At 60.5% G+C, this 14,868-nt stretch carries 12 protein-coding genes, 1 tRNA gene and 1 pseudogene; 7 read left to right on the top strand and 7 right to left on the bottom strand.

Translation table 11 applies throughout. The annotated features are described in order from the left end of the window. Both HCZ30_RS06875 and HCZ30_RS06870 read right to left on the bottom strand, forming a co-directional pair. Positions 1–215, bottom strand: a pseudogene (locus HCZ30_RS06875) (adenylyltransferase); the annotation flags it as partial. A gap of 158 nt (positions 216–373) precedes the next feature. After that, a tRNA-Ser gene (locus tag HCZ30_RS06870) sits at positions 374–463 on the bottom strand. A 239-nt stretch (positions 464–702) separates the two neighbouring features. On the opposite strand from HCZ30_RS06870, the gene HCZ30_RS06865 reads away from it, so the two are divergent. The 7 genes from HCZ30_RS06865 to HCZ30_RS06835 are packed head-to-tail and all read left to right on the top strand — an operon-like array spanning position 703 to position 7,069. Further along, the gene (locus HCZ30_RS06865; protein ID WP_167637535.1) at positions 703–1,584 is read left to right on the top strand and encodes an SPOR domain-containing protein; all 882 of its coding nucleotides are present in this window, start codon (positions 703–705) and stop codon (positions 1,582–1,584) included. Between the two features lie 11 nt (positions 1,585–1,595). Then, a complete protein-coding gene (locus tag HCZ30_RS06860) occupies positions 1,596–2,783 on the top strand; it encodes a D-alanyl-D-alanine carboxypeptidase family protein (protein ID WP_167637534.1) in 1,188 nt (395 codons plus the stop codon). Beyond that, the gene (gene tmk, locus HCZ30_RS06855) at positions 2,780–3,409 is read left to right on the top strand and encodes a dTMP kinase (protein WP_167637533.1); all 630 of its coding nucleotides are present in this window, start codon (positions 2,780–2,782) and stop codon (positions 3,407–3,409) included. The genes HCZ30_RS06860 and tmk overlap by 4 nt, the downstream gene beginning before the upstream one ends. Next, positions 3,406–4,515: a DNA polymerase III subunit delta' gene (locus HCZ30_RS06850; protein WP_167637532.1), complete on the top strand. Its 1,110-nt coding sequence runs from the start codon at positions 3,406–3,408 to the stop codon at positions 4,513–4,515. Before tmk ends, HCZ30_RS06850 begins: the two co-directional genes overlap by 4 nt. A 6-nt stretch (positions 4,516–4,521) precedes the next feature. After that, entirely contained in the window at positions 4,522–5,310 is a 789-nt protein-coding gene (locus HCZ30_RS06845) for a TatD family hydrolase (protein ID WP_167637531.1), read from the top strand. Then, on the top strand, positions 5,307–6,107 hold the full coding sequence (locus HCZ30_RS06840; protein ID WP_175580983.1) for an MBL fold metallo-hydrolase: 801 nt from the start codon (positions 5,307–5,309) through the stop codon (positions 6,105–6,107). Before HCZ30_RS06845 ends, HCZ30_RS06840 begins: the two co-directional genes overlap by 4 nt. Positions 6,108–6,139: 32 nt before the next feature. After that, positions 6,140–7,069, top strand: a complete 930-nt coding sequence (locus HCZ30_RS06835) for an AEC family transporter (protein ID WP_167637530.1) — start codon at positions 6,140–6,142, stop codon at positions 7,067–7,069. 36 nt (positions 7,070–7,105) lie between these two features. Here the strand turns inward: HCZ30_RS06835 and HCZ30_RS06830 are convergent, their stop codons facing one another. The 5 genes from HCZ30_RS06830 to HCZ30_RS06810 form a co-directional block, all read right to left on the bottom strand. Continuing rightward, positions 7,106–7,999, bottom strand: a complete 894-nt coding sequence (locus tag HCZ30_RS06830; RefSeq protein ID WP_167637529.1) for an ABC transporter permease — start codon at positions 7,997–7,999, stop codon at positions 7,106–7,108. Positions 8,000–8,003: 4 nt separating this feature from the next. Then, positions 8,004–9,542, bottom strand: a complete 1,539-nt coding sequence (locus HCZ30_RS06825) for an ABC transporter permease (RefSeq protein ID WP_167637528.1) — start codon at positions 9,540–9,542, stop codon at positions 8,004–8,006. Positions 9,543–9,631: 89 nt separating this feature from the next. Then, positions 9,632–10,738, bottom strand: coding sequence for an extracellular solute-binding protein (locus HCZ30_RS06820; protein WP_167637527.1), 1,107 nt, complete (start codon positions 10,736–10,738; stop codon positions 9,632–9,634). Positions 10,739–10,820: 82 nt separating this feature from the next. Continuing rightward, positions 10,821–11,921: an ABC transporter ATP-binding protein gene (locus HCZ30_RS06815; RefSeq protein ID WP_167637526.1), complete on the bottom strand. Its 1,101-nt coding sequence runs from the start codon at positions 11,919–11,921 to the stop codon at positions 10,821–10,823. Between the two features lie 225 nt (positions 11,922–12,146). After that, positions 12,147–14,765 (bottom strand): Hint domain-containing protein, encoded by a 2,619-nt coding sequence (locus HCZ30_RS06810; protein ID WP_167637525.1) that lies wholly within the window; start codon positions 14,763–14,765, stop codon positions 12,147–12,149. Positions 14,766–14,868 lie beyond the last annotated feature (103 nt).

Genomic DNA, 14,868 nt, shown 5'->3' with positions numbered 1-14,868 from the left:
TCGGCCAGACGCATGTTTTCGACAACACCGTCATAATCGGCTTCGGTCAGGAAGCCCTTCAGCGGGTTGAAACCGCCGTTCAGCAGCAGCTCGAGATCGCAAATCTGACGGGGCGTCAAGTCATGCGACGTCAGAGAAGCAGCCTCCAGCTTCAGTTTCTGGGAGCTGTCATAGGAAACGTAGAGTTCGGGGATCGGTGCGTGGGGAGAAAGCATAAACTAAGCCTTGGAGAAAAACATATCCGTACGACTAGTCCATAGTGACACCGGCGCACAATGCAAGTGCAGCATTACCTTACTCAAGTAGAGTTGCGTAAACTCCATACTGTTGGGGCTCAACACGGCCCAATAGACAGCAATTTATCAGAATATTTTGGCGGAAGCGGTGGGATTCGAACCCACGGTAGAGTTTCCCCTACGCTGGTTTTCAAGACCAGAGCCTTAAACCACTCGGCCACACTTCCGCTCGGCGCACCGCTGGTGCGCTTGGTGAGCGGTAGATAGCGGGTTGCTTGGGGCTTCACAAGCCCGTCAGATGTACCGTTTCACGGTGGCGGAAACGGGCCACATGATGTGCAAGAGACTTCAAATATATGAGGCGCAGCGCTAAGGTGATTGCAAATGGCCTTGCTTTGCTGGGTCACGGGCAGAAAAAACGCCGAAAAAGGCGCGCGGTTCGCCGCAACAGGTTAAAGGGGCACTCATGTCTGGCAAGGTTATGGCACACTTCCGCACGACGGTTCTGTCGGTTGCGGCTCTCGCTTTCGTGGCGGGGTGCTCAGAAGACGGCGGCATGTCTTTCTTCAATAAAAACAGCGGCTCGGACGAGACTTTGGTCGTCGAGGAAAACCGTTCGGTCGAACTGATCGAGCGAGATGTCGAAGCACCGCAGGTGTTTCAGGTGACTGAAAACGGTCTTTGGGACGGTCGCCCGTCGCTCGGCGGTGTCTGGGTGGCCCACCCCGATGTGCAGGACCCCGAGCGCGTCATCGTGCGCAACCTCGACAACGGCAAGTTCGTGATCGGCGCGCTGTTTCGCCGCGAGCGTGAGAACCCCGGCCCTGCCCTGCAAGCGTCGTCTGATGCAGCAGCGGCTCTGGGAATGCTCGCAGGTGCGCCCGCACAACTGCAAGTGACGGCCCTCCGCCGCGAGGAAGCGCCTGCGCAAGTCGCCGAGGCAACGCCTACCTTCGACGAAGGCGCAGAGGTCGAGACCATGACGCTTGACCCGATTGCCGGTGCCGAAGCCGCTATCGCTGCGGCCGAAGCAGCACAGGCAGCCCCTGCCCCGATGCCCGAAGCTGCGCCCGCCCCCGAGGCTCCGGCGCCCGCTGCGCCTGCGACGTCCGACCTCGCCAAGCCGTTCATCCAGATCGGTATCTTCTCGATCGAGGAGAACGCGACCCGCACCGCAGACCGCTTGCGCACCACGGAGATCGTGCCGACCGTACTTGAACAATCGAGCCAGGGCCGCACCTTCTGGCGTGTCATTGTCGGTCCTGCCGCGTTCGAAGCGGAACGTGCAGATCTGCTGACGCGCATCAAGGCGCAAGGCTTTACCGACGCTTACTTCGTAACAAACTGAGGGTCCTCACCATGAAACTCCTCACCCGACTGATCGCAGTTTTCACCATCGCCGTCGCGACCACCGCGGGCGCGCAGAGCTTCGAAACGCAAGCCCGCGCGGCCTACGTCTATGACATCACCACCGGCGTGACGCTGCTGGAAAAGAACGCGGACGTGCCGCTGCCGCCCGCGTCGATGTCGAAGCTGATGACGCTCTACATGACCTTCGAGGCCATTGCCGACGGTCGTCTCCAGCCCGAGGACGAACTGCTCGTCTCGCAGCACGCGATGAACTACGAAGGTTCGTCGATGTTCCTGCGGTCCGGTGAGCGCGTGAAGGTCGAAGACCTGATCCGCGGCGTGATCGTGCTATCCGGCAATGATGCGAGCGCCGTTCTTGCTGAAGCACTGTCCCCCGATGGCACCGAGGCAGGCTTTGCCCGCATGATGACCGAGCGCGCCAAGCAGCTGGGCATGAACAACTCCGCCTTCGCCAACTCCAACGGCTGGCCCGACCCGATCCAGCGTATGTCGGTGCATGACCTCGGCATCCTCGCGACCCGTATCATCGAGGATTTCCCGACCTTCTATCCGATCTTCGCCGAGGAAAGCTTCGAATTTGATGGCCGTGTCCCGTCGAACAGCCAGAACCGCAACCCGATCCTCGGCCTTGGCCTTGGCGCGGATGGTCTGAAAACCGGCCACACCGCCGAAGCAGGCTATGGCCTCGTCGGTTCCGCCCGTCAGGGTGACCGCCGCGTTGTGTTCGTTGTCGCGGGCCTCGACAGTGCTGCGGCTCGCGCCGAAGAAGGCGAGCGCATTCTGAACTGGGCCTTTCGCCACTTTGCCGAAAAGCAGATCGTAGAGGCAGGCACCCGCATCGCCTCCGCTGATGTCTGGATGGGCGAAGCCGGTTCGGTCGGCCTGACCGTTGCCGAAGACCTCAACATGCTGGTTCCGATCATGAATCAGGGAACCGTCGACGCCGAGGTTGTCTATGATGCCCCGATCCAGGCGCCGGTCACGCAAGGACAGCAACTGGGCGAGTTGGTTATCAAGCTCGACGAGAACCTCCCCGACGTGCGCGTGCCGCTGATCGCTGACGCAAATGTCGCGACCGGAGGCTTTGGCGTTCGGCTCAAAACTGCTGTAAACGTGCTTCTCGACAAGGTTGCCGAAGAACCGGCGACTGACGAGATGGCGGAAAGCAACACGTGACGACACAGGATACCGGCCTGCTGGTAACGTTCGAAGGTATCGACGGCTCCGGCAAATCGACCCAAGCACGGCGACTGGCCGAGAGACTGCAAGCCAAAGGGCACGAGGTCGTTCTGACCCGCGAACCCGGTGGCAGCGAAGGCGCGGAGGAAATCCGCGCCCTTTTGCTGACTGGCGATACGAACCGATGGTCGGCAGAGACAGAGATCCTGCTCTTTACCGCCGCGCGCCGCGATCACCTTGAAAAGACGATCCGCCCCGCGCTCGCCGCCGGCAAGACCGTGATCTGCGACCGTTTTGCCGACAGCACCCGCGTCTATCAGGGCGCAACGCGCGGCGATCTGCGCGGTACCGTCGACAGCCTGCACCAGATCATGATCGGTCAGGAACCCGACCTCACGTTCATCATCGACATGGACCCAAAGGTCGCGCTGGAGCGTGGCCTCGCCCGCAATTCGGGCGAGGATCGCTTCGAGGACTTCGGCCTCGGCTTTCAGGAAACACTGCGCCACGGCTTCCTGTCGATTGCGCACCAGAACCCCGAACGCTGCATCGTCGTGGACGGCAACCGCCCGCTCGAACAGGTCGGCGCCGAAGTCCTCGCCATCTACGAGGAGCGCGCATGAGCGCGGAAATCCCCGAACCCGACCGGATCGAAGGCGCACCGCATCCCCGCGAAACCGTGCGCCTTTTTGGTCAGCAGAAGGCCGAGGAAACATTCCTCGAAGCGTTCAATTCGGGCCGCCTGCATTCGGGCTGGATGATCACCGGCCCGCAAGGTATCGGCAAAGCGACCCTCGCCTACCGGATCGCCGCGTTTCTATTGACCGACGACGGCGGCGGCATGTTCGGCGGTCCTGCGACCTCGCTCACCGTCGATCCGAACCACCCCGAGCTTGCGCTGATCCAAGCCAGCAGCCACCCGCGCCTCGCCGTCATCCGACGCCCGCTCAATCAGGACACCGGCAAGCTGCGCGCTGAAATTACCGCAGAACCTGTGCGTGACCTCAAACGGTTCTTCCAGATGTCGTCGGCAGATGGTGGCCGCCGCGTGGTCATCGTCGACTCTGCGGACGAGATGAACGTCACTGCTGCAAACTCGATCCTGAAAGAGCTCGAAGAGCCCCCTGCCCGCACGACCCTGTTGCTCCTGTCGCACCAACCATCGCGCCTCTTGCCGACGATCCGCTCCCGTTGCCGCGAACTGCGCTGTTCGCCGCTCGGCGCGGATGACATGGCCGCCGCGCTCGAACAGGCGGGTGTGCGTACCGATGCGCCGGACGCTCTTGCCGCCCTCTCCGCTGGCTCTGTCGGCGAAGCAATTCGACTTGTGAATCTCGACGGGCTGCCGCTCTACGCGGAGCTGGTGAAGCTTTTCTCCGAGATGCCGAACATGTCCCGCCCCGCCGCGATCCGCCTTGCCGAAAGCTGCGCTGGCAAAGCGGGCGAACAGCGGTATCCCTTGATGCTGGACCTGATCGACCTGTTCCTTGCGCGCACCGCCCGCGCCGGCCTGACCGGAGAGCCCACGTCGCAAGGTGCCTCGGGCGAAGCCCTCTTGCTCGCCCGCCTGTCCCACGATGCCCGCGCTGCCCGCAAATGGGCGGAACTTCAACAGGAGTTGTCGCTTCGTGTGCGCAGAGGCAGGGCCGTCAACCTTGACCCTACCGCATTGATCCTAGATATGCTTTTCAGGATCGAAGAGACGGCCCGCACCGTCACCAACGCCTGAGGTCGCATGTCCCGCCCCACCATCGTCGATAGCCACTGCCATCTGGACTTCCCTGATTTCGAAGGCCAGCTCGATACCATTATCCAGAACGCTCTGGACGCGGGCGTCGAACGCATGGTGTCGATCTGCACGAAGAAGGCGGGCCTCGACAACGTCAAAGCCATCGCCGCGACCTACCCCGAGGTATTCTACGCCTACGGCATCCACCCGATGAGCGCGGCGAGCCACGAGCCCGTCACCGTCGATGATCTCGTCGCCGAAGCCGCGAACCAGAAGATGGTCGGTATTGGCGAGACGGGCCTCGACTACCACTATACGCCCGATAGCGCCGAGGTACAGAAAACCTCGCTTCGCATCCACATCGAAGCCGCGCAGAAAACCGGACTGCCGCTCATCATCCACTCACGCGATGCAGACGATGATATGGCCGCTATCCTACGCGAAGGCTATGATAAGGCGCCTTATTCCTGCGTTATGCACTGCTTCTCGTCGGGACCGGAACTGGCGAAGGTCGCGCTGGAGATGGGGTTCTACCTGTCGATGTCCGGCATTGCGACTTTCCCGAAATCGCAGGACGTGCGCGATATCTTCGCCGCCGCCCCGATCGACCGTATTCTTGTCGAGACCGACAGCCCGTACCTCGCGCCCAAGCCCTACCGTGGCAAGCGCAACGAGCCCGCCTACAGCGTCCATACCGCTGCCGTCGGCGCAGACGTCTTCGGTATGAGCTACGACGACTTCGCCGCCGCTACGACCGCAAATTTCGACCGTCTGTTCTCCAAGGCAAAGCTATGATCGCGCGCCTCGACGTCACCATTCTGGGCTGCGGCTCGTCCGGCGGGGTTCCCCGCATCGGTGGCATCTGGGGCGACTGTGATCCGGCCAATCCGAAGAACCGCCGCCGCCGTTGTTCGCTGCTCGTACAGCGCATCACCGAGGCAGGCACCACACGCGTTCTGATCGACACCAGCCCCGATATGAAGGACCAGCTGGTCGATGCAGGCGTCGGTACGCTGGACGCAGTGATCTACACCCACGCGCACGCCGACCATACCCACGGCCTCGACGACCTCCGCCAGATCGTTTTCAACACTGGTGAGCGCCTTCAGGTCTGGGCCGATGGAGACACATCGGAAAGCCTGCTCGGCCGTTTCGGCTATGCCTTCGTGCAGCCCAAAGGCTCCCCCTACCCGCCCATTTGCGAACTCAACGGGATTGATGGCAATGTGACCATCACCGGCGCGGGCGGCGATATTACCTTTACGCCATTTTCAGTAAACCACGGCTCGATTGACGCGCTGGGGTTCCGTTTTAACGATATCGCCTATCTCCCTGACGTTGCGCATATGAATGACAACGCGTGGAAGGTGGTCGAAGGGCTGGACTGCTGGATCGTGGACGCCTTGCGCCGCGCACCGCACCCGACCCATTCCCATTTGGAACAGACATTGGAGTGGATTGCGCGGGTCGCGCCGAAACATGCCGTCCTGACCAATATGCATGTCGATCTGGACTATGATACGCTGGTGGGAGAAGTACCCGACGGTGTGGTCCCAGCCTTCGACGGCATGACGCTGAGCTTCCCGCTTTGACTTAACGCGGGGCGAGGCCCCTAGAGGCACATATGATCGCCCTGATCGACATTATCCTTCCCGTCTTCCTCGTCCTCGGCTTCGGCTATTTCGCCGTCTGGAAAGGCTGGTTCAAGGAAACCTCGGTCGACGAGTTGATGAAGTTCGCGCAGAACTTCGCCGTGCCGTGCCTGCTGTTCAAAGGCATCTCTTCGCTGGACCTTGGCGCCCACTTCGACGTCAGGCTGTTGTTCAGCTTCTATGCTGGCGCGATCTCGGGCTTCATCGTCGGGATCACGGGCGCGCGTCTGCTGTTCAAGCGTAGCTGGGAGGACTCCATCGCCATCGGGTTCATCGGGCTCTTCTCCAACTCGCTGCTGCTCGGCCTGCCGATCACCGAGCGTGCCTATGGCTCCGACGCGCTGGCATCGAACTACGCGATCATCGCGATCCACTCGCCCGTCTGCTATGCCATCGGCATCACCACGATGGAGATCGTGAAGAACCGCGGCGGCAAGCTTAGCGCCCTGCCTGCCAAGGTCCTGCGGTCCATGTTCCGCAACGCGCTGATCCTCGGTATTTCTGCGGGCCTGATCGTCAACCTGACCGGCATTCCGCTGCACAACACTCTGCAAAGCGCCATCGACCTCATGGCCCGCGCCGCGCTTCCTGCCGCGCTGTTCGCTCTGGGCGGTGTTCTGGTGCGTTACAAACCGCAGGGCGATCTGCGCACCATCGGCTTTATCGTTTCCGTATCTCTGGTGCTCCACCCTACTGTCACGTGGCTGCTGGGTACATCGCTCAACCTGTCGACCGATGGCTTCCGATCTGCCGTTGTGACCGCCGCAATGGCACCAGGGATTAACGCTTACCTCTTTGCCAACATGTACGGCCACGCCAAACGGGTCGCGGCCTCTGCGGTTCTGATCGGTACGGGGATGACGGTGTTAACCGCTGCTTTCTGGCTGATGATCCTGCCGTAACAGCCAAAGAAAAAGGGGCCTCTCGGCCCCTTCTTTTTAACCCGGCGACATGCCGCGAAGTCGTTCCGACCTCCGCCGCAGTAGCTCGACCACCAGCAGCAGAATGACCGAGACCGTGATCAGGATCGTCGCGGCTGCGAGGATCGTCGGGCTGATCTGTTCGCGTAGACCGATGAACATCTGCCAAGGCAGCGTCTTGTTCTGCGCGGAGCCGACGAACAGCACCACAACAACTTCGTCGAAGGAGGTGATGAACGCGAACAGCGCACCCGAGATGACACCCGGCATGATCAGCGGCATCTGCACGCGGAAGAACGTGCGGACCGGACCTGCACCCATCATCGCCGACGCACGGGTCAGCGACTTATCGAAGCCGACGAGCGTGGCCGTCACGGTAATGATCACGAACGGGATGCCCAGCGCAGCGTGCGCCAGAACAACGCCCCAGTACTCACCCGTCAGAGTGAACGGCAGGTAGAGCTTTCCGTAGAACGGGATCGGGATGTACGGGTTCGAGTAGAAGAAATACATGCCCGTCGCCGAAATGATAAGCGGCACGATCATCGGAGAGATGAGCGTCGCCATGATCGCGCGGCGTCCCGGAACGTGGCTCTGCGACAGGCCGATGGCCGCCAGAGTGCCGAGCGACACCGAAATCAGCGTCGCCACCGGTGCGATCTTCAGCGAGTTCTTCATGGCGAGCTGCCAGTCGGAGTTCGTGAAGAAGTCATTGTAGTGCTTCAGCGAATACCCCGCAGGATCGAAACGCAGCATTTCCGGTGTGAAGGTGAAGAAGTTCTGCGCGTTGAACGACAGCGGAATGATCACGAGGATCGGCGCGATCAGGAAGAAGAAGATCAGGCCGCAGATCGTGAGGTAGCTGTAGTGCCAAACCCGTTGGGTGGTGCTGGCGTAAATAGGAAGTGCCATGTCATCAACCTCCGAGTTTGACGTTATCGATGCCGACGACGCGGTCGTAGACGTAGTACAGACCGAGCACGAGGACGAGAAGGATCGAACCAAGCGCAGCCGCCAGACCCCAGTTCAGCGAGGACGAGATGTGGTAGGCGATACGGTTCGAGATGAACACGCCATCCACGCCGCCGACGAGTTCGGGGGTGATGTAGTAGCCGATCGACAGGATGAACACGAGGATCGAGCCAGCACCGATACCCGGAACCGAGTTCGGGAAGTAGACGCGCCAGAAAGCGGTCCAGTCATTCGCGCCCATCGATTTGGCCGCGCGGACGTAGGACGGGTTGATCGTCTTCATCACAGAGAACAGCGGCAGGATCATGAACGGCAACAGAATGTGCGTCATCGCGATGATCGTACCGTTCGCGTTGTTGATCAGCGCAAGGCGGTTGTCGTCACTGACGATGCCAATCCACACGAGGATATCGTTGATCACACCTTGGTTCTGAAGCAGCACTTTCCATGCCGAAGTACGGACCAGAAGCGAGGTCCAGAACGGCAGAAGTACGAGGATCATCAGCAGGTTAGCCTTGCGTGCCGGCAGGTGCGACAGCAGGTAGGCAATCGGATATCCGAGCAGGATACACATGCCCGTAATCGCTAACGACATCACCATCGTGCGGATGAAAAGCTTGATGTAGATGCGCTCGTCCTCGTCACGCTGGGCAAAACCCTCGGGCGTGGACTGCAGGTCGATGGAGTTCGCGAAGTAACCGGCAGTGTACGGACCCGAGAAGGCTTTGATCGTCGCCCAGATGTCCGGATCGGCCCAGTCTTCGTTGGAGTCGATGAACTGCTCCTTGAGCGAGATGTCATCCCAGCCCGACACGTCCACGGACGGCAGTACGGGCGGGTTCGCGCCGGCTGCGAGGTCATGGTAGAGAGCGGTATAGACGAAATCGGGGATGTCTTCGTCCAGCGGGTCGTCGCCCTCTTCATTGAGGACTTTCACCCAACCAGCGTAAGCATCAGCGGTCTGCGGCAGTGCGGAGGCGACGCCATCGTCGGCCATCCACTCGGACCACTGGACCGGATCTTCATACACTTCGTCAGCGTCGACGAACTGGTCGGTGTAGTAATCGGTGTCGAACTTGCCGACATCGCGGCCGGTCGAACGGAAGACCGAAGAAATGCCCGACATTTCAAAGTTCAGGCGCGAGCCCAGACGTGTGTGGGCCTTCTGCTCTTCGGCCAGAGCAAAGTCGGTGTAGAACGCACGGAACGTCTCTTCGTCCGGTGCTTCGCCGCTTGCGTTGTCCCAATCCTGAAGGGCAACGACGGTGCGAGGCAGCGTATCGGGAACGATGTCGTTCTCGACCGAGCGCAGCAGCATATCGAAGATAGGCGCGATAAAAGTAACAAGAATAAAGAGCAGCAGCGGCGCGATAAGCATGAGCGCCCGCACTTTTTGGCGGCGCTGCGCGCGATGCAGGCTCTTTTTGAGGGGGGTACCATCCGCGGCCAGCATCGGCCCGGATTGCGAAGTCGTGTCGGTCATCGTCTGTCCAGTCCCGATGCGCCGCGGCCCCAGGATCGGGACCGCAGCTTTTCAGGCCAGGCCCGACAGAACGTCGGGCCTAAGTCTGATTAGTTGGCGAGCCAGGCTTGGAACTTGGCGTCCAGATCGTCGCGGTAGTCAGCCCAGAAATCGTACTGGGTGACAAAGACGTTCTTGGAGTTAGCCGGATCGGTCGGCATGTGCGGCGCCATTTCGATGCCGAGCTCGGCGTGCTTACCTACGAGCGGAGCGGACGATGCACGAGCCGGACCGTAGGAGATGTAAGCAGCCTGATCAGCCAGACGCTGGGTGTCGGTTGCGAAGTACAGGAAGTCCATCACGCGAGCGAGGCGGTCTTCCGGCAGGTCTTCGGGGATGACCCAACCGTCGAAGTCGAGCATCTGAGCGTCCCAGAGCATACCGATCGGCTGGTCCTGCTCGGCGATAGCCGAGAACAGACGACCGTTGTAGGTCGAACCCATGACGATTTCGCCGTCAGCCAGCAGCTGCGGAGTTTCGGCAGCAGCTGTCCACCAGATCACGTCGTCCTTGATGGTGTCGAGCTTGGCGAATGCCTGCTCCTGACCTTCTTCGGTTGCCATAACGTCATAGATGTCGTCCTTGGCTACGCCGTCACAGAGCAGTGCCCATTCCATGTTTGCCAGCGGACGCTTGTTGAGCGCGCGCTTGCCCGGGTACATTTCGGTGTCGAAGATCGCGCAGATGCTTTCCGGCGGGGTGTCGCCGACCATGTCGCTGCGGTAGCCAACGGTGGTCGAGAACACGATCTGCGGGATGAAGCAGTCCGAAACGATCGAGTCGCCGAAGTCGTCTTCAGCGGACGAGCCGTCGTTGCCTTCGGCCAGCTGGTCGTAGTCGACTTCCATCGCAAGACCTTCGTCGCAAAGGCGCATCGAGTCAGCGGCTTCTACGTCGACGAGGTCCCAAGTGATGTTGCCGGTTTCCGACATAGCGCGGAGCTTGGCAACGGCTTCGGCCGAGCTTTCGTCCCAAACGATGTTCACGTCCGGGTTGGCTTCGAGGTAGGGCTCGACATAGGCCTTCAGCTGGCTGTTCTGGTATGCACCGCCCCAGCTGACGATGGTCATGTCGGAGGCCATGTGGCCGTCGGCAAACGCAGCACCGGCACCAACGGTCAGAGCCGAAGTCGCCATAAGAACTTTAGTGAGTTTCATACTTTATACTCCCGTGTTTCCCGGTTGATTTAGTATTGCGACCGCTTTCCGGGTGGAGCGGTCGCATTCATTAGCCGTTCGCTCAGGCGTCGAGCGCGCGGCAATCTTCTGGCAGCCAGCCGATCTCGATGGTCGTGCCGGGCTGAAGTCGTACCTGGTCGGGTGCATTTCGCGTTTTGACGATAAAGTCCTCGCGGCCTGCAACCCGCAGACGAGTACGGAAGATGTCGCCCATGTAGATGAATTCAAGCACTTCGGCCTTCAGCGTGTGCGCATCGGGCGAAAGTCGGGACTTGTTGATCTCTACACGTTCGGGGCGGATGGATACCTTGGTGCGCTCACCCGGCTTGCTGACGTTGACGGGCATCGCGTCGATGACCTCGCCACTGTCGAGCTGGACTGCGCAGCGCCCGCCGTCGATCGATTTGATGACGCCGGTCAGGGTGTTGTTCTCGCCGATGAACTGCGCAACGAAGCTGTTCTGCGGAGCCTCGTAAAGCTCATCCGGCGGGGCAAGCTGCTGGATGCGGCCATCGTCGAACACTGCGACGCGGTCGGACATGGTCAGCGCTTCGGTCTGGTCGTGCGTCACGTAAACCGTGGTAATACCGAGGTTATGCGCGATGCGGGTAATTTCGAACTGCATGTGTTCGCGCAGCTGCTTGTCGAGCGCGCCGAGCGGTTCGTCCATCAGAACCAGTTCAGGCTCGAACACCAGCGCGCGGGCCAGTGCGATACGCTGCTGCTGACCGCCCGAAAGCTGGGCCGGACGGCGACCGCCGAACTTGCCCATCTGAACCATGTCGAGTGCGCGCTGCACTTTGGCTTCGCGCTCGGACTTGCCCAGTTTGCGGACTTCCAGCGGGAAGGCGAGGTTCTCGGCCACGGTCATGTGGGGGAACAGGGCGTAGTTCTGGAACACCATCCCGATCCCGCGCTTGTGCGGCGGGATGTGGTTGATCGAGGTTCCGCCGATCCGGATGTCACCATGGGTGGCGGTCTCGAAACCTGCGAGCATCATGAGGCAGGTGGTTTTCCCCGAACCCGACGGCCCGAGCATCGTAAGAAACTCGCCGCGCGGCATACTGAGGTTGAGGTCTTTGACGACGAGTGTCTCGCCATCATAGCTTTTTTGCACGCGATCGAATTCAACGAACGCATTATCGGCTGCTGTTGGCGCCAAAACGGCTCTCCCTGACGTGGTCGGCAGTTTCCTCTGCCTGTTCTGTCCCAACTAAAACAACCGCACGAGAATATTGCAACAAAATAGGCAGATGCCTTTCGCACACACCCCTATTTCCAGCAATTTCTCCGTCAAATCTAAGCAAAGCGGTTTTTTGTTCTGCATCCCGCGAAATATGAAGGATCAATGACAACGTTTAGCGCTTCAACGTTCGGCTGTTTTCCTTTAATGGCGATCCAGCTCTAGGTCGCGAATGACGTCAGGAAGGTCGCTGAATCGCGCCACTGGTCGCGCACTCGGTCCGTAGGCATCTTCGACTTTGAGTCGGCCCAATTCGGGGAACAAAGAGACCACTTCGCGGATTGATTCGAAGTTCAGCGCCGACATTCCCCACGGCCCCGGATAGAAGCTCTCGCTCGCGATCCCGTTCGAATAAACAACCTGATGCTTTTCAAACATAAGGTGTACGTAGGTCACCGAACGCACGCCTTTGGCAATACGAACCTTGCCGCCGCGCAGCTTCGCGAGGTGCCTTGCGCGGACCAGCGAATGGGTGCCGCCCGCCTCTCCGGAATAGACGCTGATAGCGTGCTGCGGGGAGACCAGCAGACCGCGGTTACCCGCCCAGCCACCTGCCTCGATTTTGATGGGCAGCAGCTCGGGCTTGGCGGCCAGTTCCTCGCGCGTCACCAGCTTTGCGCCCGCCCAGATGATCGGCTGCGGACCATTGTCCCGCGTAACCACCAGATCACCGGGGCGGAGCATCTCCACAGGCTTTTCGCCCGTCGGCGTCAGGATCATCGTCCCCACGGTGAAGCACGGAATGCCCGACTTATACATCTCGGGCGCGCTGTCGATGGACGTCGGCGCGACGCCTTGCAGGATAATCGCCTCTCCCGACGGGAAAATCAGCTTCGCATTGCCTGCGCCGTCATCAACAACCGTGACATCCCAGCCGGTGACAGGATTGCCGTCACCGTTGACCAGTCCCGACACGTCAATTTGGTCGTTCGTGAATCCGTCGAGGTCATCATCGCCAATGTCAAAGTCGGTGATGGTATCCGTGCCGGTTCCGCTGCTGACGACAAACGTGTCGTTACCCGCGCCACCTGAGATACCGTCGTTGCCGGCACCACCGTCGAGGCGGTCGTTACCGTCACCGCCCGACATGACGTCACCGCCATCGCCGCCATAGAGGGTGTCGTCGCCACCCTCGCCGCTCATCCAGTCATTGCCGGTGCCGCCATAAATGACGTCGTTATCCAGACCGGAGAAAATCGTATCGTCGCCATCGCCGCCGTAGATCGTATCCACGCCGGCCTCTTGCGTACCGTAATCGTCGTCGATGTAGTCGTTGCCCGCGCCGCCATAAACAACGCCGCCGCCCGCGCCGAAGAGGATCGTGTCGTCTCCAGCATTGCCGTATATCGTGTCAGAGCCGCTGCCTGCTGCAAGCGTATCGGTGCTGGAGCCGCCATAGAGGATGTTGTTACCCTCGCCGCCCCGAATCGTCTGGAAACTGGTGGCGGACGCGTCGATGATGTCGTCGCCCGTGCCGCCCGAAACCAGTTCGATTTCGGAGAACGAACCGTTCGTCGCGCCGCCGTGGGTGGTGAACGTACCGGACTCGTTGTCGGTGAATGTGACAGTGGTGCCGATGTTGGACAGGACGGCGTAGTCGTAGTCGTCCCCGCCCTCGCCGCCATAAACAACGTCATCGCCGTCGATATAGATCGTATCGCGGTCATCGCCGCCGTAGAGCGTATCGTTGCCCGTGCCGCCGTAAACACTATCGTTGCCCGATCCGCCCCAAACGGTGTCATCTCCCGCATCGCCGTAGACGGTATCGTGGCCGACTTGGCCCATGACCATGTCATTGCCGTCGCCGCCGTAGACGGTGTCGTGCTGCGTGTTGTCGAGCGTATAGGTCTGGTTCGCCGCGCCTTCGATGAAGTCGATGAAGTATCGGTTCTCGTCGCGGATAACCCAGTTGGTTTCCTCGAACGTGTTGATCGTCAGCGACTGGCCCTCGCCGATGGTCGCGTAATCGGTCGAGGTCCCCGCTTGGTCGATATGGCTCAGGATGATCGGACCGGTAGAGTTGTTCACGATCGTCAGCGTCGTCGCTGTGGTGTCCGGCCCCGAAGGCGTGGTTTCGAGCGCATAGAGCTCGCCGTCGCCCAGCACTATATCGTCGCCGGTGCCGCCATAGAGCACGTCACTGCTCAGACCGCCGACAACCGTGTCGTTGCCCGCGCCGCCATAGACGGTGTCCATACCCTTGTCACCAGAGAGGCGGTCGTCCCCGCCCTGCCCGCTGATTGTATCGTTACCATCCTCACCGCGCAGCGTTTCGCTCTGCGTGTTCATGCCCGTGAGGGTGTTGTCGGCGCTGATGTCGTAGTTCTGTTCGGCAAGCGACGAATAGGACACCGCGCCGGAGTTATAGGACGCGATGACTTCGTACTTCACACCCGGTTGCAGCTGCGCAGTTGCCACGACACCGATGGGGTCGCCCGAAATCTCCATCGTGTAGAGGTGGATGGTCGACCCGTCCGGCGCGCGCAGTTCGAAATGGTCCTCGACGTAGACACGCCCGCCGCCGAGGTTATTCCAGTTCGCATCAAAGACAGTGGCGTTCTGATCGCCATCGTCGCCGATTTCCTGCTGGGCAGAGTCACCGTCGAAATTCGTATCGCCGTCAGTGACTTGGTAATGCAGGACCTCGGTGGCAACGTCCCAATCGCGCTTGAGCGTGATCGTCGATCCGGCCGCAAGAAGGCTGGAGCCGTCCCAGCCGACAAAGTGCCCCGGATTGATGCCCGTCAGATTGTAGGTCGTCATCGATAAACCTGTTCACACAAAATCAGTCGAACGGGTTAACGGCTTGTAAGGAGGGAATTTTAGACGCAGTCCACCTGTCGGTGTTCTGTCGATCAACTCTGTC

Origin of the sequence: Marivivens donghaensis, from assembly GCF_011806565.1 — a bacterium.
GTDB lineage: Bacteria > Pseudomonadota > Alphaproteobacteria > Rhodobacterales > Rhodobacteraceae > Marivivens > Marivivens donghaensis_A.
This window is presented reverse-complemented; position numbering and strand designations above follow the sequence as displayed.